The organism is Calidifontibacillus erzurumensis, assembly GCF_013303125.1.
Lineage (GTDB): Bacteria > Bacillota > Bacilli > Bacillales > Bacillaceae_J > Calidifontibacillus > Calidifontibacillus erzurumensis.
Genome location: NZ_JABTTE010000014.1, coordinates 12,571 through 30,754, shown reverse-complemented (window position 1 = coordinate 30,754; position 18,184 = coordinate 12,571). Strand labels below are relative to the sequence as shown.

At 35.7% G+C, this 18,184-nt stretch carries 17 protein-coding genes and 1 pseudogene; 14 read left to right on the top strand and 4 right to left on the bottom strand.

Annotated features, from left to right (window positions below; translation table 11 throughout):
* The first annotated feature begins 7 nt into the window (after window positions 1–7).
* From HR057_RS10795 to HR057_RS10740, 12 genes are all read left to right on the top strand, one after another.
* Window positions 8–1,087: an inorganic phosphate transporter gene (locus HR057_RS10795; protein ID WP_196237919.1), complete on the top strand. Its 1,080-nt coding sequence runs from the start codon at window positions 8–10 to the stop codon at window positions 1,085–1,087.
* Window positions 1,088–1,147: 60 nt separating this feature from the next.
* Window positions 1,148–2,296, top strand: a complete 1,149-nt coding sequence (sat, locus tag HR057_RS10790) for a sulfate adenylyltransferase (protein ID WP_173731447.1) — start codon at window positions 1,148–1,150, stop codon at window positions 2,294–2,296.
* Window positions 2,297–2,376: 80 nt separating this feature from the next.
* Window positions 2,377–2,976, top strand: coding sequence for an adenylyl-sulfate kinase (gene cysC / locus HR057_RS10785; protein WP_173731446.1), 600 nt, complete (start codon window positions 2,377–2,379; stop codon window positions 2,974–2,976).
* 11 nt (window positions 2,977–2,987) lie between these two features.
* Window positions 2,988–4,610, top strand: coding sequence for a nitrite/sulfite reductase (locus HR057_RS10780; protein ID WP_173731445.1), 1,623 nt, complete (start codon window positions 2,988–2,990; stop codon window positions 4,608–4,610).
* 25 nt (window positions 4,611–4,635) lie between these two features.
* Window positions 4,636–4,842 (top strand): DUF3906 family protein, encoded by a 207-nt coding sequence (locus tag HR057_RS10775; RefSeq protein WP_173731444.1) that lies wholly within the window; start codon window positions 4,636–4,638, stop codon window positions 4,840–4,842.
* A 25-nt stretch (window positions 4,843–4,867) separates the two neighbouring features.
* A complete protein-coding gene (gene cobA / locus HR057_RS10770) occupies window positions 4,868–5,644 on the top strand; it encodes a uroporphyrinogen-III C-methyltransferase (protein ID WP_173731443.1) in 777 nt (258 codons plus the stop codon).
* 87 nt (window positions 5,645–5,731) lie between these two features.
* Entirely contained in the window at window positions 5,732–5,890 is a 159-nt protein-coding gene (locus tag HR057_RS10765; protein ID WP_173731524.1) for a YezD family protein, read from the top strand.
* Between the two features lie 53 nt (window positions 5,891–5,943).
* A complete protein-coding gene (locus HR057_RS10760; protein ID WP_173731442.1) occupies window positions 5,944–6,693 on the top strand; it encodes a sirohydrochlorin chelatase in 750 nt (249 codons plus the stop codon).
* A 291-nt stretch (window positions 6,694–6,984) separates the two neighbouring features.
* A complete protein-coding gene (gene ccmA, locus HR057_RS10755) occupies window positions 6,985–7,698 on the top strand; it encodes a heme ABC exporter ATP-binding protein CcmA (RefSeq protein ID WP_173731441.1) in 714 nt (237 codons plus the stop codon).
* A complete protein-coding gene (locus tag HR057_RS10750; protein WP_173731440.1) occupies window positions 7,682–8,365 on the top strand; it encodes a heme exporter protein CcmB in 684 nt (227 codons plus the stop codon). The genes ccmA and HR057_RS10750 overlap by 17 nt, the downstream gene beginning before the upstream one ends.
* 144 nt (window positions 8,366–8,509) lie before the next feature.
* Complete coding sequence (locus HR057_RS10745) at window positions 8,510–9,019, top strand: TlpA family protein disulfide reductase (protein ID WP_173731523.1); 510 nt, start codon at window positions 8,510–8,512, stop codon at window positions 9,017–9,019.
* A gap of 444 nt (window positions 9,020–9,463) precedes the next feature.
* Window positions 9,464–11,218 (top strand): cytochrome D1 domain-containing protein, encoded by a 1,755-nt coding sequence (locus HR057_RS10740; RefSeq protein ID WP_173731439.1) that lies wholly within the window; start codon window positions 9,464–9,466, stop codon window positions 11,216–11,218.
* Window positions 11,219–11,378: 160 nt separating this feature from the next.
* Here the strand turns inward: HR057_RS10740 and motB are convergent, their stop codons facing one another.
* On the bottom strand, window positions 11,379–12,155 hold the full coding sequence (motB, locus tag HR057_RS10735; RefSeq protein ID WP_173731438.1) for a flagellar motor protein MotB: 777 nt from the start codon (window positions 12,153–12,155) through the stop codon (window positions 11,379–11,381).
* A complete protein-coding gene (gene motA / locus HR057_RS10730; protein WP_173731437.1) occupies window positions 12,145–12,939 on the bottom strand; it encodes a flagellar motor stator protein MotA in 795 nt (264 codons plus the stop codon). Before motA ends, motB begins: the two co-directional genes overlap by 11 nt.
* Window positions 12,940–13,108: 169 nt before the next feature.
* On the opposite strand from motA, the gene HR057_RS10725 reads away from it, so the two are divergent.
* Entirely contained in the window at window positions 13,109–13,312 is a 204-nt protein-coding gene (locus tag HR057_RS10725; protein WP_173731436.1) for a 2-hydroxymuconate tautomerase family protein, read from the top strand.
* 62 nt (window positions 13,313–13,374) lie between these two features.
* Here the strand turns inward: HR057_RS10725 and fdhF are convergent, their stop codons facing one another.
* Window positions 13,375–15,252, bottom strand: a complete 1,878-nt coding sequence (gene fdhF / locus HR057_RS17385) for a formate dehydrogenase subunit alpha (protein WP_374723753.1) — start codon at window positions 15,250–15,252, stop codon at window positions 13,375–13,377.
* A gap of 24 nt (window positions 15,253–15,276) precedes the next feature.
* Window positions 15,277–15,435: pseudogene (locus tag HR057_RS17380) on the bottom strand (hypothetical protein); the annotation flags it as partial.
* Window positions 15,436–15,808: 373 nt separating this feature from the next.
* Here HR057_RS17380 and HR057_RS10715 point away from each other — a divergent pair.
* Window positions 15,809–18,178 carry a nitric-oxide reductase large subunit gene (locus HR057_RS10715; protein ID WP_173731434.1) on the top strand — a complete coding sequence of 790 codons (2,370 nt, stop codon included), beginning with the start codon at window positions 15,809–15,811 and terminating at the stop codon, window positions 18,176–18,178.
* Window positions 18,179–18,184: the final 6 nt, after the last annotated feature.

The following is an 18,184-nucleotide window of genomic DNA, read 5'->3' as shown; positions in this document are numbered from 1 at the left end:
TCTAAAGATGATCATAACTTATTTAGCTATCATAATTGCATTGTTTTTTGCTTTAAATATTGGTGGAAGTGGTGCAGCTGCTGCGATCAGCGTTGCATATGGATCTGGTGCTATAAAGAGTCAGAAGAAAGCTTTAATTCTATGCGGTCTTGCTATTTTTGCAGGGGCTGTTATTGGGGGAAGTGAAGTCGTAAAAACGATTGGCACTGGAATCATTCCACAAGATCTTCTTTCAGTAAAAATTGTGTTGATTATTTTATTTTCTGCTGCGATATCCCTATTTATCGCAAATTTATTAGGAATCCCGTTGTCTACGAGTGAAATTACGGTAGGGGCGGTAGTGGGAGTTGGGATTGCTTACAAAGCCCTTTATATTAACAATATATTGGTCATTATTAGTTTCTGGCTTTTAGTTCCAGGTTCAGCGTTCGTAATTGCAATTGTTGCAGGAAAATTCATACAGATGGTAGAAAGAAAGTTTCCAAAATTAAAAAGACCAGAAACTCAACGTATTATTGCTGTTTTTGTTATTATTATTGGATTTTTTGAAGCTTTTTCTGCAGGGATGAATAATGTTGCTAATGCGATTGGTCCTTTAGTCGGTGGTAATATCATATCAATCGAAAAAGGAATTATACTAGGTGGATTGTTTACTGCTTTAGGAGTCGTCCTATTAGGAAAACATGTTATGGAAACGAATGGAAAAAAGATTACTAGATTCTCATTATTGGAAGGTGGAGCAATATCAGGTACAGGAGCTTTTCTTGTTATTTTATCTTCTATTTGCGGTTTGCCTGTACCTCTTACACAAGTGACTTCTACAGCGATTATGGGAATTGCAGCTGCACAAAAGGGTGCAAGTGTGTTAAAGAAAAATATTATTTCAAAAATTTTGAAAGTGTGGATTGTTTCGCCGATTTTCTCTTTAGTGATTTCATATGGACTTGTTAAAGTTGTTGTCGATATGGATATCTATTCTCTTTTTGTCCTCTTGAGCGTCTGCGCATCAACACTTGGAGTGATCAGCTTGTTAAACACAATCAAGGAAGAAAAAAGAGTTTATCAGGAAAATGGCGGAGGTATTTAATAATTTTTCAATTATACCAACTAATTAGATATGAAATATTTATATAGGAGGAATTTAATAATGACTTTAAGCCAACCACATGGAGGAACTTTAATTAACAAATTTAATCCAAAATACGATTATAGTGGGATTACAAAATCGATTGAGCTTGATTCTATCGCATTAAGCGATTTAGAGTTGATTGGTAACGGTGCTTACAGCCCACTTGAAGGTTTCTTAAATAAAGAAGATTATGAATCTGTTGTGGAAAATATGAAGCTTTCAAGTGGCCATGTTTGGAGTATCCCAATTACATTGCCGGTTTCGAAAAAACAAGCGAAAGAATTTGCAATTGGAGACGTTGTAAAACTAACACAAAATAACGAAGTGTATGGCGTAATTACAATAACTGATATTTATGAACCTAATAAAACAATTGAAGCTCTACATGTTTATCAAACAACAGATCTTGCCCATCCAGGAGTAAAGAAGTTGTTTGAAAGAGGGGAAGTTTATGTAGCTGGTCCAATAACTGTTGTGAAAAAAATAAAAAGAGATAATTTTGAAGAGTTTTACTTAGATCCAGTGGAAACAAGAAAAGTCTTTGAACAAAAAGGTTGGAATACAGTTGTAGGATTTCAAACACGAAATCCAGTTCATCGCGCTCATGAATATATTCAAAAAACTGCCTTAGAAACGGTTGATGGATTATTTTTAAATCCATTAGTAGGGGAAACAAAAGCAGATGATATTCCTGCGGATGTTCGGATGGAAAGCTATCAAGTCTTGCTTAATAACTATTATCCGAAAGATCGAGTATTTTTGGCGGTATTTCCAGCTGCTATGAGATATGCAGGACCTAGAGAAGCTGTTTTCCATGCGATGGTTCGAAAAAATTACGGTTGCACTCACTTCATTGTTGGACGAGATCATGCAGGTGTTGGAAACTATTACGGTACATATGATGCACAACTCATATTCCGTAATTTTACAGCTGAAGAATTAGGCATTACGTTATTGTTCTTTGAACATAGTTTTTATTGCAATAAATGTGAAAACATGGCATCCGATAAGACTTGCCCGCATTCAAAAGAAGACCGCGTTATCTTATCCGGTACAAAAGTAAGAGAAATGCTAAGAAACGGTGAGTTTCCACCAAGTACTTTTAGCCGGAAAGAAGTTGTCGAAGTTTTAATGAAAGGTTTACAAAGAAGCAGTGTTCATTCGTGATTTGAAGGTGCCGGGTCAGGTACCAGGGGGGCTTCTAAATAAAAAAAGCGTTTATCCGTGGAGAATTACAGGAGGAAACTATGGGAAAAAGTACAAACATTGTTTGGCATGAAACCTCGGTAACAAAGGAAGATCGGAGGAAACAGAACAATCATCATAGTTTTGTTATCTGGTTTACTGGTTTATCCGGATCGGGAAAATCAACCATTGCCAATGCATTAGCCAAGAAACTATTTGAAAAAGAAATAAAAAACTACGTACTTGATGGTGATAATATTCGCCATGGGCTAAATCGTGATTTAGGATTTTCTGATAAAGATCGGACTGAAAATATTCGCCGTATAGGAGAAGTTGCAAAATTATTTGTCGATAGCGGTCAAGTTGTTTTGACAGCATTTATTTCTCCATTTCGGACAGATCGCGAATTGGTGCGGAACCTGCTTGAAAAAGACGAATTTATTGAGGTTTATGTTAAATGTCCGCTTGAGGATTGTGAAAAACGTGATCCTAAGGGACTTTATAAAAAGGCAAGAGAAGGTATTATCCCTGAATTTACAGGCATTAGTTCTCCGTATGAAGAACCAATAGACCCTGAAATTACACTTGAAACTAATAAATATTCTATAGATCAATGTGTAGAGCAATTGATAGACTACCTGTCAAGCAAAAATTTAATCTAGGAGGAAATAAAATGGCATATGAAAAAATATGGGCTGACAATCCTAAGTTGAATACGGTAGAAAAATTGAAACTTGAACAGGATGGATTAAAGATTTTCGAGGAAATTCCTTACTATGCAGAACATGGGTTTCAGTCCATACCGAGAGAAAAATGGGACCTTTTTAAATGGGCAGGGTTGTATTTACAAAAGCCGAAAGAAGACGGCTATTTTATGATGCGGGTAGTGATTCCTTCAGGGATTGTCACTTATGAACAAGTTGTAACATTGGCCCAGATTGCTAAAGATTTTGGCCGTGGACTTTATGATATAACAACACGCCAGTGTGTACAATTCCACTGGATTACAATAGAAAATATTCCCGAAATTTTACGTCGCCTTGACGAAGTTGGAATGACAACAGCGGGTGCCTGTGGTGATATTACAAGAAATATCGTCGGTAATCCTCTCGCAGGGATTGACCCAAATGAATTGTTTGATACAAGACCAATCATTAAAGAAGTTTATGAATTTTTCCGTTTCAATGAAGACTATTCCAATTTGCCGCGGAAATATAAAATGTCAATCAGTGCTAGTATCAATAATGCATCAAATTCAGAAATTAACTGTGTTGCCTTTGTACCGGCTATTAAAGAAATCGATGGGGAAAAAGTATACGGTTTTCACGTAAAAGTAGGCGGTGGATTGTCAACCGTTCCGATGCTGGCACAAAAATTAGATATTTTTGTTCCTCAAGAAAGAACTAAAGATGTTGCGGAAGGAATTACTAGAATTTTCCGTGATTATGGGAACCGTGAAAAGCGTCATCGCAACCGTTTGAAATTTTTAGTTGCTGATTGGGGAGTAGAAAAGTTCAAAGAGAAATTGATTGACCTTGTTGGTCCGCTTCCAGAATCGGGGGAAGATGTGCAAGGCGAATGGAATGCCAGCTATTTTTACGGTGTTCATAAGCAAAAACAAGAAGGTTTAAATTATGTTGGAATTAATGTTCCAATCGGTAGGATCAGTCCTGATGATGTTCTTGAATTAGCACGAGTTTCAAAAAAATACGGAAATGGTGAAATTCGTCATTGTAATACGCAAAACATTGTTATTCCTAATATTCCTGACGAAAACTTGGAAGAAATGCTTAAAGAGCCTATTTTTGAAAAATATCCGTACAATCCTAAAAATTTCCTTGGCTATTCTGTATCTTGTACTGGTAACGAATTATGCAACTTGGCATTAGTTGAAACGAAGGGGCTCATGAGAAAAATTGCTGAATATTTAGATGAAACGATCACACTCGATGTACCTGTCCGCATCCATATGGTAGGATGTCCAAACTCCTGTGGACAACGACCGCTGGCCGACATTGGTTTACAAGGAATTTTAATGAAAAATAAAAATAAAGAAATGGTTGAAGCATTTGAAATTTACGTGGGGGGTACACTCAATAACGGTGGCAAATTCAATGAAAAACTAAAAGGTAAAATTGAAGCGGGATTACTTGCTGATGTAGTAAAAGAGTTGCTTTTATATTTCAAAGAAACTAAAAATGCAGGCGAACCATTTTTTGATTATGTTGGGCGTGTAGGCATTGATGTGCTTCAACAAAAATTAGATGAGATCTTAAGTGAAAAAACTGCCGTTTAAATGATGAAGAAAGGTAAAAATTGAAATGTATTTGTACCGTTTTGAAATAACGTTGAACGAAGGAAGTTATTTTGCAGTTGTTTGTGCTCGTGATGATGAAACTGCCTTTCGTCTTGTCGATGTAGAATTGGAAAGACATTTGATTCATTTAGATCATGTTCATGATGTTACTCTATACGAGAAGAAAAAAATTCATAATGGTGCTGGCTTTCTTTTGCCAGCATCATTATAAGCTTATGGAGATTGAGGTGAAAATATTGGGAAAAGTATATTTGGTCGGTGCTGGTCCTGGAGATCCAGATTTGATTACAGTTAAAGGGGTAAAATGTATTCAAGAAGCAGACGTCATTTTGTATGATCGGCTAGTGAATGAACATTTATTAACTTACGCAAAAGAAAACGCAATATTGCAATTTTGCGGGAAATCTCCACAAGCTCATTTTTTACAACAAGAAACGATTAATCATTTTTTAGTGAAATATGCAAAAAAAGGAAAAATTGTCACAAGGCTTAAAGGCGGGGACCCTTTTGTATTCGGACGTGGTGGGGAAGAAGCAGAATTTTTAGTCAAGCACGGTATCCCTTTTGAAATTGTGCCTGGTATTACATCTGGGATTGCTGCTCCAGCATATGCAGGAATTCCGGTCACTCACCGAGGACTTTCATCATCAGTAGCTTTCGTAACTGGTCATCGAAAAAATAATGAAAAAGATGATATCAAATGGGAATCGCTGGCGAAGGGAGTAGACACCCTAGCCATTTATATGGGTGTGAGTGAACTTCCTTATATTCAAAACCAGTTGCTTCAATACGGAAAAAGCCCAGACACCCCTGTAGCCCTTATTCATTGGGGAACGACGAATATTCAACGAACTGTTGTAGGGACATTACAGTCGATCGTCGATATTGTTGCAAAAGAAAAAATCACAAATCCAAGCATGATCATAATTGGTGAAGTAGTTCAAATGAGAGAAAAATTAAATTGGTTTGAAACCCTTCAAATTAATGAAAACACTTCTAGTTTTTCTATTTAATCAGAATATTACGAACAAAATGTTGACAATTCCAATCAATTTGGTATGATTAATTCATCATAGTAAGAGGGAATGATTAAGTTGAAGATGGAAGAATGGAATGAAATTATTAAACATCTTGAAAGAATGCTTTCATCATTGAAATACGGGTCGATAACATTAGTTGTTCAAGATGAAAAGATTGTCCAAATTGAAAAAAACGAAAAGGTACGACTCGTATCCAATAAATCTCAATCCCGTTCATAAACTTTATTTCAAATAGCTCATTCGTAATGGATGAGTTGAAGGAGTCGTTAACAATGAAAGCAATTTTATATATTGCACATGGCACATGGTTAAAAAAAGAATTGGAAGAAATAAAATTATTTTTGCAAAGAATTATCGAAAAGAATAGTGTGCCAATTCAAGAAATTTGTTTTCTCAAATTAGCGGAACCAAATATAGCAGAAGGTTTTCAGCGTTGTGTGGAGAAAGGAGCAACTGAAATTACCGTTGTTCCTTTATTTCTTCTTCCAGCAGGTCATATTAAAATAGACATTCCGAACGCATTAGAAGAGGTAAAGAGGAAGTATCCAACGGTTAAAGTTACAATGAAGGACTCGCTCGGTGTTCAAAAAGAAATACTTGATGCCGTATGCGGTCTAATAAAAAATAAGGGTGGAAAATTTTCACAACACTCATCTGTCTTGATCGTCGGAGTCGGTGGAAGCGACGAAACCATTCAGCCCCTTTATCAAGAAATAGTGAAAGGAATTAAACTCCGCTTAGAAACGAAACAAGTGACAATATGTTATTTAGCAAAAGCTGAGCCTAACTTGGAACAAGGGTTGGAACAAGTTTTAAAAGATGAAGAGAGTAAAATTATCGTTGTTCCTTATTTATTATTCCCAGGATTTTTATACAATCTTGTAAAAAAGCAAGTTAACAAATTGCAAAAGTTAGGCAAAGATATTTTAATTACAGATCCATTAAGCACACATTCTACTATGGAAAATATATTTGTTGAATCAACTAAAATAGACTTGAAAAGTGATGAAATAGCTATTTAAAATGATTACTTTAATATTAAAGATTAGGGCGGCACTAAGTTATTAATCAACTTAGTAGTCGTCCTATTTAATTGGGAAAATGCAAATTAAAATTTATAGATATAAAGACAATTTTTCAATTTGAAAATTACCTTTAAATATAAAAGAAGTGAAATATGTTTATGAGCTATAGTGATATATTCTTAGATATACTATATACTATTGCTCGTAGGTTTTTTCGGTAGGAAAAATTTTAATTTAAGAAATATAAATAACCTTGCTACATTCATCGCCTGAAAGGGGGCTTGCCCGTTGATAGTTATTGAAGGTATAAATAAAACGATTGGTGAAAAAGCAATCCTACGCAATATCAATCTTCAAATAAAACAAGGAGAGACTATTGGATTAATAGGGCCAAATGGTGCTGGAAAGAGTACCGTATTAAATATAATCAGCGGATTGATGAAACCATCTTCAGGAAGAATAAAAATTTTTGGAAAGCAGCTAAAAGAACACCCATTAGAAATAAAAAATAAAATTGGATTTTTGTCCCATGATAGTTTTTTATATGATCATTTTTCCCCACTTGAGAACTTGAAATTTTTTGCAAAATTATACGGTTTTGAAGTAGAGGAAAGAAAAGTAAAAGGTCTCATTAGAGAAGTTGGATTAGCATATTTTATGCACGAACCTGTTCGTTCGTTTTCTAGGGGAATGATCCAAAGGTTGAACATTGCTCGAGCATTGATCCATGACCCGGATATATTACTTTTAGATGAACCGCATACTAGTCTAGACCAGCAGGCTATTCAAATATTAAATCGTTTCATATCAAAAATGAAAAAGCGTGGTGCAACAATTATTATGGTCACACATGATCTCAAAGAAGCCTTTCATCTATGTGACCGTATACTATTTATGAAAGATGGGACGATCATTGATGATTTCCCAGTGTCTGAGCAAAAAGTTAATTTAATTTTTGAAAAATATTTCGCACAGGTGGGCTCCGATGAAAAAAATTTTTAAAACTGCATGGCTCATAACTTGGAAAGATTTGTATTCCGAATGGAAAACAAAACAAATGATTAGTGCGATGCTAATATTTTCAGCGCTTGTGATCGTTGCTTTCAGTTTTGCATTTGACCCAGCCAATCAAACTGTCAAGGCTGTAATTCCTGGTCTGATATGGATCATCACCATTTTTTCCGGCATTCTAGGATTAAATCGGTCGTTTATTGGGGAACAGATGAATGGGTGTTTAAATGGTTTAATAATAGCACCAATCGATCCTTCGAGTATTTATCTTGGTAAGTTAATAGCTAATTTTATTCTAGTCGCTTTCATGCAAATAATTTCAGTACCGCTTTTGTTTATTTTGTTTGATTTTAAATTAGTAGGTAATTTATTGATGTTTATATTTATTTTACTCCTTGGAACGTTAGGATTTTTATGTGTTGGTACTTTTTTGGCAGCTTTATCGGTGAATGCAAAAAGTAGTGAAATGCTGCTGCCAATTATTTTGTTTCCTGTCGCAAGCCCTGTATTAATTGCCGGTGTACAGGCGACAAAAATAGTTCTTATGAATGCTGAAAATATTTCAAGTGTTTATTCGTGGATAAACCTAATAGCAGCTTATGACATTGTATTTTTTGTACTCTGTTTCATTCTTTTTGAATATATTTTAGAAGTTTAAAAATTTAACTATTTTAAATGAAAAAAATGTACATTTGAAGTTGCATAAACTAAATTTTACTTATTATTCTCGGTATTGAATGGACACTGAAGGCTAATATAATGAAACGACATAGATGGTTTTAAGAGGTGCTTGATATTGAAAATGAATAGAGTGGTGAAAATTTTTGTTTTAATCTTAATTGCTGTCATTTTTTTCTTTTTAGCGAAGGGAATGAATGAGGCAAAAACAGTTGAAATCGGGGATCTAGCTTATGATTTTGAATTGGAAGATACAACTGGCAACATCCACAGACTATCAAACTACCAAGGACATTACGTAATTATTAATTTTTTTGCTACATGGTGCGAGCCTTGTATCAATGAAGCTGAAGAATTGGAGAAATTCCAACAAAAATATGGAAAAGAAATTTCACTTCTCATCATTGACAAGGGTGAACCCAAAAATCGCGTATTAACTTTCAAAGAAAAAATGAAATCTACTTCTTTATATTTATTAGATAAAGATAATAAAGTTTCGGAAAAGTATAATGTTGTCGGGCAACCGGAAACGTTTATAATTGATGAAAATGGAATCATTCGCAAAAAAATTGTTGGACCGACAACCGCAGACCACTTGTTTGATACAATTTCAACGTTAAAAGCTGAAAGATAAGATTTTATAAGTTTCACAAAAGTTTTCTCCAAATCTAAAAGTAATAAATTGAAAGCTAGAGCAAAAGTGAAAATCGAGTTTCAAAAGTGAAAGATGGACTGAGTGGGATGTTTTCCTTACTCAGTTTTTTTGTACTTCGTTTGCTTTTTGGTACGGGTAGTTTCTTCTTATTAGGCCGGTATATACTGTGAAAAAATTATTTATTAATAAATTTAGAGTATTGACAATTATTTGAACACTCAAAAAACGTGATGATCTTCACGAGTATTAAAAATATTTGTTTGTTAAATTTTATGTAAGGTAAATAATTTCTTGAAGATTTATACATTTATTATCGTATTTACCTTGTACACTTCGAAAAGGGGGGAATATATAAGATTCCATCGTTTGATTGTATCTTAATTAAAACGCTTACAATAACACTATCATTTGGGAGGAAATTTTGTGTTGAAGTCAGCAAAAAAGATGTTAGTGCTAGCTTTTACTTCAGCGATATTATTAGGTGGTTGTTCTCAAAATGCCGCGCCTCCAAAAGACAAAACTCAAGTACCGCCAGCACCTATGGAAGAAACTGCAATAAGTACAACTGCATCAACTTTTGCCATTGAAAAGCTTTATGTGGATAGCTGTGGGGGATGCCATGGACAGACACGATTAGGTGCACTTGGGCCTAACCTTTTGCCAGATCGGTTATTTACATCAATGAGTGAAGAAGAAATTTTCGACATTATCAAAAATGGACGTGCAGGTACTCCAATGCCTCCGTTTGATACAGTATCAAAAGATAATTCGGAAGATGAAACGATTAAACAATTAATAGAATATTTAAAAACACCTGTTGCCCTTGAAGCACAAACATGGTCATTGGAAGATGCAAAAGCTACTTTAGAAGTCGTTAACGACGAATCAACATTACCAGATACACCTACAGCTTGGGATCCTGGCAAAATCGAAATCGGGGATTTAATGGTTGCAATGGAACGAGAAACTAGAAAATATGCTGTTTTAGATGGGAAAAATCATGAATTGTTAGGACATATCGATGGTTCATACCGGACCCACACGATTCAATTTGGACCAAGCGATACCCCGGAAGGCCGTTTTATGTATGGAATCGGTCGAGATGGTTGGTTATTTAAGGTTGATATGTATTCGTTCAAAACAGTGCGTAAAGTCCGCGTTGGATTGGATTCTCGCGGGGTTGCAGTAACGCGTGATGGAGAATATATAGCTGTCACGAACTATTTGCCTGGTACTGTTGTAATTGTAAATAAAAATTTAGAGCCTTTGAAAGTCATTCCAACGTATGCCGTTGACCCTGATGGGCAAATGGTTGGCATCGATGGAAGTCAAAGCCGCGCAGCTGCAATTCTTGACACCGTTATCGATGGAAAAGATATGTTTGTTGTCGCCCTTAAAGAGGCAGGTCATGTCTGGGTGATTGACACGTCTAAAGAAGGTGCAGAAAAAGGCTTCCCAATCATTCATGACGTTGGCGGTGTAGGGCGTATTTTACATGATGCATTCTTTGATGATTCAGGCCGCTATTTCTTTATTGCTGCGCAAGGTGATAATACAAAACCTAGTTTGCTAGATCCGTCAAAACTAGATGATGGTTTAATGGCAGTTGTCGACGTGAAAGAAGGAAAACTTGTGTCTCAAATGCCTGGAGGGGTAAAACCACATCCAGGACCTGGTGCAGTCGTTCATACAGAAAAACATGGAGTATTATATGCAACACCAGCTATTGGTACAAACCTTGTATCATTCTATAAACAAAAAGGCAAAACCTTTGAACTATATAAACAAGTACCATTAGGAAAACCTGGTGAAAACGGCGGTTCATTATTTATTCGGGCTTATAACGGCATTGAGGGATTAGGTGAAGCTTCCAAATATGTTTGGGTAGATATCGCGTTTGAACCGAACTGGCACAAAATGTTTATCATAAATAAAGAAACGTTAGAAATATATAAAGAAATTGATACTGCAAAAGACGCTGGATTAGACCCTAAAACTGCTCGTTCTGTTCATCCTGAGTTTACTAAAGATGGAAAGTTCGTCTATGTTGCCCTGTGGGAAGGAAATTGTGTACTCGTTTATACTCCGGATGGAAACTTAGTTAAGAAAATTGAAGGAACCGTTACACCGACTGGCATTTTCAGTTATGGATTACGTGATCATGAACCAGGAATTTAATCATATGTTTGATGATTATTATTAAAGAAATAGGCGAGCAAATTTGTCCAGGTTTCTTCAAATGGATTTTTTGAAATATGGGGATAGGCTGAGTAGAGAAAGTTATAGAAAAAGGTGCATGAAAAACTCATGCACCTTTACCTTTGATCACAAAGTTAATTTAGTTGGAAGTTTCTTCATTTTTAATTGCTTTAATTAGTATTTCAACCCGACGGTTGGCAGCTCTTCCCTCAGGGGTTGCGTTTGAAGCGATCGGGCGAAATTCCCCATATCCTTTTGCGCTAAACCATTTGGCATTTAAATTTTCATTTTCCAATAAAATTTTCATGAAGTTGACTGCACGCATAACACTTAAATGCCAGTTTGAATCAAATTGAGCGTTATGAATAGGTACATTGTCTGTATGACCGCTAATAATAATTTCCCTTGGTTCTTCCATCTCTAGCAATTGTGATATTTCTCTTGCGACCTGATAATATTCAGGCTTCACATCAGCGGTTCCGGAATCAAAAAGAATATCATTCCTGAGCGTAAGCATTAAGCCTTCATCAGATAAAGATGTATTTAGTTGAACAGAAAGATTTTTTGATTGAATATATGTATCAATTTTTTCCTTTAACTCAATCATCTGTTGTTGCTCTAACAGTGCCTGTTCGTATAGTTTCTTTTGTTCATTATTTTTGATTTTCACTTTTTTATTTTCGATCCCTTCCACATCATCTTGCGGGAAGGGGCTAGGGTATTGCATGACCCCCGTTCCTCCTTGGAAAGTGCTATTAAAAGAACGGGCCATTTGTGAAAATTTCGATAAATCGATTGAACTCATCGCAAAAAGAACAATAAAAAGGGCAAGTAATAATGTTAATAAGTCTGCATAAGGTATGAGCCAAGTTTCATCCATATGGTCTTCATTTTGCTTCTGCTTTTTATTGCGCATCTTGTTTTTCTCCTTGTGATAAAAATTCAATTCTACGATGAATTGGCAAGTAGGAAGCAAGTTTTTGCTGAATGATTGCAGGGGCTTGTCCTTCTTGAACAGATAGTACACCTTCAACAATTAATTTTTTTATTTTAACTTCTTGTTTTGATTTTCTTCTTAATTTATTGGCAAATGGATGCCAAAGGACATAACCTGAAAAAATCCCCATTAAAGTAGCAACGAAAGCTGCAGCAATTGCATGTCCAAGTGCTTCAATATCTTCCATGTTTCCTAAAGCAGCTATTAATCCTAAAACAGCGCCTAACACCCCGAGTGTAGGTGCATATGTACCTGCTTGTGAGAAAATTGCTGCATTTGCTTGATGCCTTTCTTCCATCGCTTCGATTTCTTCCATCATCACGTCCCGAATAAATTCAGGACTTTGTCCATCTATAGCAAGGTTTAAACCATTCTTTAAAAAATGATCATCGAGTTCAGCAACTCTCGCCTCTAATGACAATAATCCTTCCTTGCGAGCTAAAGCAGCAAATTCCACAAACATTTTAATATATTCTTCTTGGGATGTAAGTTTTTGTTCACGAAAAACAGCTTTCAATAAAGCCGGTAGATTTTTAATTTCATTGGTAGGGAAAGCAATTAATACAGAAGCAATTGTTCCAACAATGATGATTAATATGGCTGCAGGGTTAATCAATATACTAGGATGAATACCTTTTAAAATCATCCCTGCTCCAACTGCAAAAAATCCTAGGATAATACCAATTAGAGAAGTCCGATCCATTTTGTCACCTCATGTCAATCTTTTAGTTGTCTAATTACCAATAACTTAAAAAAGAGAAATATTAATAGATTTGAAGACTAGTTATTTTCTTATGTATAACTATCATGTAATCTATATAATTATAGTGCTATTATATCAAATTTTTCATTATGAAAGGAAGATTGATTCAATGCCATATGTGAACATTAAAATAACAAAAGAAGGGGTAACATCGGAGCAGAAAAAACAATTGATTGAAGGAGTAACAAACCTTCTTAGAGATGTGTTAGGGAAAAATCCGCAAACAACAGTCGTTGTGATTGATGAGGTTGATACGGATAATTGGGGTATCGGGGGTGAACAAGTTACAATTCGCCGACAAAGAGGCCAATAAATGTAAAAACCGATGAAATGCGATTTTTTTGCATTCATCGGTTTATTACATTTAAAATTTCTTTAAATTGCTTTAATGTTTACAGCGCAAGCTTTAAATTCTGCTGTACCAGAAATTGGATCGTATTCATTGATTGTCAACACATTTGTTGGAACATCGCTCCAATGGAAACTCATAAACACTAATCCTGGCATAACTTGATCAGTAATTTTTGCCTTAACTTTTAAAGACCCGCGACGAGAAGACACTTCAACGAGATCTCCATCTTGAATGCCTAAAGATTTCGCATCATCAGGATGGATGTCAACAGTTTCTTCTTGTTGTTTTAATTTTACATTTTCAGGATAATACCTCGTTTGTGTATGAGTGTTGTAAGATTCGTACCGTCTTCCTGTTGTTAAAGTAAAAGGATAATTTTCATCTGGAAGTTCTATCGGTGCAGTATAGTCAACAGGAATAAACGGTGCTTTCCTTGCGTTACTATCACTTTCATCATGTAATTCGGTATGCAAGATGAAAGTGCCAGGATGGTCTTCAGATGGACAAGGATAGTGAAGCGAATATTCCCGATCTAAACGTGCATATGACATTCCACCGTATTTTTCATGTGCCAATGTACGTAATTCATCCCAAATTTGTTCGCTTGATTCATAGGACATTTCGTAACCAAGTAATGAAGAAAGTTCACAAAGAATTTGCCAATCTTCTTTTACATTAGGATGAGGATCCACTGCCTTACGCACTCTTTGTATACGGCGGTCAGTATTCGTATATGTCCCTTCAACTTCACCCCAAGAACGGGCAGGAAGAACAACATCCGCCATTTGTGCTGTCTCGGTTAGAAAAATATCTTGGACAACTAGCAAATCTAAATTACTTAATAGTTGGTGTGTATGGGACATATGCACATCAGCCATTAATGGATTTTCGCCGATCACGTATAAAGCCTTTACATCTCCTCTTTCCATCCGTTCAAATGTCCGAGTTTGAGTATCTCCTACTTCTTTCGGGATAGTTACGTTCCAAGCAGCTTCAAACCGCCGGCGATATTCATCGTTTGTAACTGGCACTGCTCCAGGTAGTTGATTTGGCAGACATCCCATGTCACCAGCACCTTGGACGTTGTTTTGACCGCGTAACGGCATAATGCCATTGCCTCTTTTGCCAATATGACCAGTCAACAAAGCAAGATTAGCGATATCGAAAACATTATTGACCCCACAATGGTGTTCGGTAATTCCTAAAGTATAGGCTATCATCGCATTCGTTGCTGTTGCATAATCTCTAGCAGTTGCAATGATTTCTTCAGGTGTAAGCCCTGTAATTTCAGCAGCAAATTCAGGCGTATAACGTTCAACTTGTTTTTCTAATTTTTCAATATCGAGTGTTACCCGCCTTACAAAAGATTCATCATATAGCTTTTCTTTTAAAATAACATGGATCATCGCGTTCATAAGAGCGATGTCAGTTCCAACATTGATTTGAAGATGGCGATGAGCCACTTTAACCATATCGATTTTTCTTGGATCAACAACAATAATTTTCAATCCGTTTTTAACGGCTTTTTTCATCCGGTTAGAAATAATCGGATGTGCTTCTGTTGTATTTGATCCCATTAACAATAATACGTCCGCATGATCAAAATCATCGATCGTACTTGTCGGAGAACCATCACCAAATACAGTTGCCAGACCGGCAACGCTAGGCGCGTGTCAAGTACGGTTGCAGCCATCGATATTATTGCTGCCAATCACTGCTCTCATAAATTTTTGTGTAATATAATTGGATTCATTAGTTGTTCGTGCACAGGCAAACATTGAAATTGCATTTGGACCAAATTGATTTTTTATTTTAGAAAGTTTATCAGCAATAAATTGCAAAGCTTCTTCCCAAGTTGTTTCAACAAGTTTCCCTGCTTTACGAATTAGAGGGGAAGTCAATCTGTCTTTAGCATGAACGTACTTATAGGCAAAAGCTCCTTTAATACATGTTTGACCTTTGTTTACTGGTGCATCTTTATCACCACGGACTTTAATAATTTGATTGTCTTTTACTTCAACAATTAATCCACAACCTGTTCCACAATAGCCGCAAATTGTTCGTACGTGTTTAATATTTTCCATACTTTCCCTCCTTATAAAAAAGATCTTTTCTTTTATTTTACCAAAACAAAAGTAGTATTGGAAAAAGAAATAATTAAACAAATTTCAACAATTTTGAAAATTCCGATAAACAATGCCGCTTATTGTTTTTTTTTATATTTTTTACTATTTTGTTCATCGCTATTTTTTGTGATATTAATCAGATCATTTATTTAAAGAATATTTTTAAAATTTTATTACCATGAAAATAGTGAAAATAGTGATAAAAAACACCGTTTAGGTGTGTTATAAATCACACATCCCACATTTTAGAAGTGCTATCATTTGAAATGTGAAAGGCGCGCCTTAGAAATGAGTGGAAGATATAAATCTAAAAAATTGGAGTGAGATTTAAATGGGAGTTCAAAAGCTGGATCATCATCCAGGTTCAAGTCCAAAGCCCAAAACGCAAAATGGCTTTTTGAAATCTTTTCTGATTTTAACATTGCTTATTTCTTTTACTGTATTGCTTACTGGAGGTTATTGGATTTTTAAAGATAACGCTCCAAGACCGCTTGAGGTCAAAAACGCAAATGGTGATGTTTTGCTTACAAAAGAATCGATCATGGGCGGTCAGGCAGTATTCCAAAAATATGCTCTTATGGATTATGGTACCGTGTTAGGACATGGTTCATATATGGGACCGGATTATACAGCGGAAGCATTAAAAGTTTATACTGAAGGAATGCAAGATTTTAAAGCACGCGAGCAATATGGCGTGGATTTTGAACAATTAGCAGAAGAAGAGCAAATAATTATTAAAGAACAAGTTATTAAAGAAATGCGGGAAAACCGTTATGATCCTGAAAAAGATACATTGGAATTAACAGATGCACAAGTTTATGGACTTGAGCAAGTAAGAGAATACTACAAAGATGTCTTTACAAATGGGGACGGCTGGGGAATTAAGCCTGGCTTAATTAAAGAAGAACATATGCCTGAGAGTGGACGTGCGTATGTTTCGGAAGGAGATCAAATTACCCAATTAGCAGATTTCTTCTTCTGGACAGCGTGGTTGTCAAGTACTTTACGTCCTGGTGATGAAATTACTTATACAAATAACTGGCCTTATTATGAAGATGCAGGCAACACAATGGGATTATCAGCCGTTTGGTGGTCTGGCGTCAGCGTAACTTTATTAATATTATTTATGGCAATTATTTTGTTCGTATTTTACCGTTATCATTTAGATATGCATCCTGCATATGAAGATGGCAAGTTTCCGAAAATTGATTTGCGCAAGCTTCCATTGACAAGTTCACAAGTGAAAACAGGTAAGTATTTTGCAGTAGTTTCGATTTTATTCTTTGCACAATCAATGTTTGGTGCTTTGTTAGCTCACTACTATATTGAACCAGATAGTTTCTTTGGAATTAAATGGATTTATGATATATTACCTTTCTCTATTTCAAAAGGTTATCACTTGCAATTGGCAGTATTTTGGATTGCAACTGCTTGGCTTGGAATGGGTATTTTCGTTGCACCTTTAGTTGGTGGTCATGAACCGAAAAAACAAGGATTATTAGTTGATGTTTTATTCTGGGCGCTTGTAGTCCTTGTATTTGGCAGCATGATCGGTGAATGGTTAGGTGCTAACGGTAAACTTGGAAACCTTTGGTTCTTATTAGGACACAATGGTTGGGAGTATATCGAACTTGGCCGTATTTGGCAGCTAATCTTGATCGTCGGTATGGGCATTTGGTTATTTATCGTATTTAGAGGTGTTAAAGCTGGATTAAAGCGTGAAACCGATAAAGGCGGTTTAATTCACTTATTGTTCTATTCAGCTATTGCTGTTCCTGCTTTCTATGTATTTGCTTTATTCATCAATCCAGATACTCACTTTACAATGGCAGACTACTGGCGTTGGTGGATTATCCACTTATGGGTAGAAGGTATTTTTGAAGTATTTGCTGTCGTCGTAATCGGTTTCTTACTTGTACAACTAGGTTTAGTTACGAAAAAATCAACTGTTAAAGCTTTGTATTTCCAATTAATTTTGTTAATGGGCAGCGGTGTGATCGGTATTGGACACCATTACTATTACAATGGATCTTCAGAAATTTGGATTGGTTTAGGTGCTGTGTTCTCAGCATTAGAAGTTATTCCTTTAACACTATTAATTTTAGAAGCTTATGAACATTATAAGATGATGAAAGATGGCGGTCACGACTTCCCTTATAAGTCAACATTCTGGTTCTTAATTTCAGTAGGTATTTGGAACTTGGTTGGTGCTGGTGTACTAGGATTCTTAATCAACTTACCAGCTGTAAGCTATTTTGAACACGGTCAATTCTTAACACCAGCTCATGGCCACGGAGCAATGATGGGTGTTTATGGATTCTTTGCAATCGCAGTTCTTTTATTCTCATTAAGAAATATTGTCAAGCCTGAAAAATGGAATGACAAAATTATTAAAATTTCTTGCTGGTTATTAAATATTGGTTTGGCAGGTATGGTAGTAATTACCCTACTTCCTGTAGGTTGGTTGCAATTAAAAGAAGCTTATTTCAAAGGATACTGGGCATCACGTTCTCCGGAATTTTTACAACAAGAGCAAGTTGTGGAGCTATTGACGATCCGTGCTATTCCAGACACTATTTTCCTACTTGGGGTTATTGGTATCGTTTATGTAAGTGTAAAAGCCATTTTCAACTTACGTAAACCAACACACCGTGATGAAGAGGCTTTACCTGTTAAAGATTTAGCAGCAAATGAAGAATAAAAATGT

Coding starts and splice junctions, on each gene's coding strand:
- sat (WP_173731447.1), top strand. CDS start 1,148: ATGACTTTAAGCCAACCACATGGAGGAACTTTAATTAACAAATTTAAT.
- HR057_RS10765 (WP_173731524.1), top strand. CDS start 5,732: ATGGAAGAATGGAATGAAATTATTAAACATCTTGAAAGAATGCTTTCA.
- HR057_RS10715 (WP_173731434.1), top strand. CDS start 15,809: ATGGGAGTTCAAAAGCTGGATCATCATCCAGGTTCAAGTCCAAAGCCC.
- cysC (WP_173731446.1), top strand. CDS start 2,377: ATGGGAAAAAGTACAAACATTGTTTGGCATGAAACCTCGGTAACAAAG.
- HR057_RS10745 (WP_173731523.1), top strand. CDS start 8,510: ATGAATAGAGTGGTGAAAATTTTTGTTTTAATCTTAATTGCTGTCATT.
- HR057_RS10750 (WP_173731440.1), top strand. CDS start 7,682: ATGAAAAAAATTTTTAAAACTGCATGGCTCATAACTTGGAAAGATTTG.
- HR057_RS10780 (WP_173731445.1), top strand. CDS start 2,988: ATGGCATATGAAAAAATATGGGCTGACAATCCTAAGTTGAATACGGTA.
- HR057_RS10795 (WP_196237919.1), top strand. CDS start 8: ATGATCATAACTTATTTAGCTATCATAATTGCATTGTTTTTTGCTTTA.
- motA (WP_173731437.1), bottom strand. CDS start 12,939: ATGGATCGGACTTCTCTAATTGGTATTATCCTAGGATTTTTTGCAGTT.
- HR057_RS10775 (WP_173731444.1), top strand. CDS start 4,636: ATGTATTTGTACCGTTTTGAAATAACGTTGAACGAAGGAAGTTATTTT.
- HR057_RS10725 (WP_173731436.1), top strand. CDS start 13,109: ATGCCATATGTGAACATTAAAATAACAAAAGAAGGGGTAACATCGGAG.
- motB (WP_173731438.1), bottom strand. CDS start 12,155: ATGCGCAATAAAAAGCAGAAGCAAAATGAAGACCATATGGATGAAACT.
- HR057_RS10760 (WP_173731442.1), top strand. CDS start 5,944: ATGAAAGCAATTTTATATATTGCACATGGCACATGGTTAAAAAAAGAA.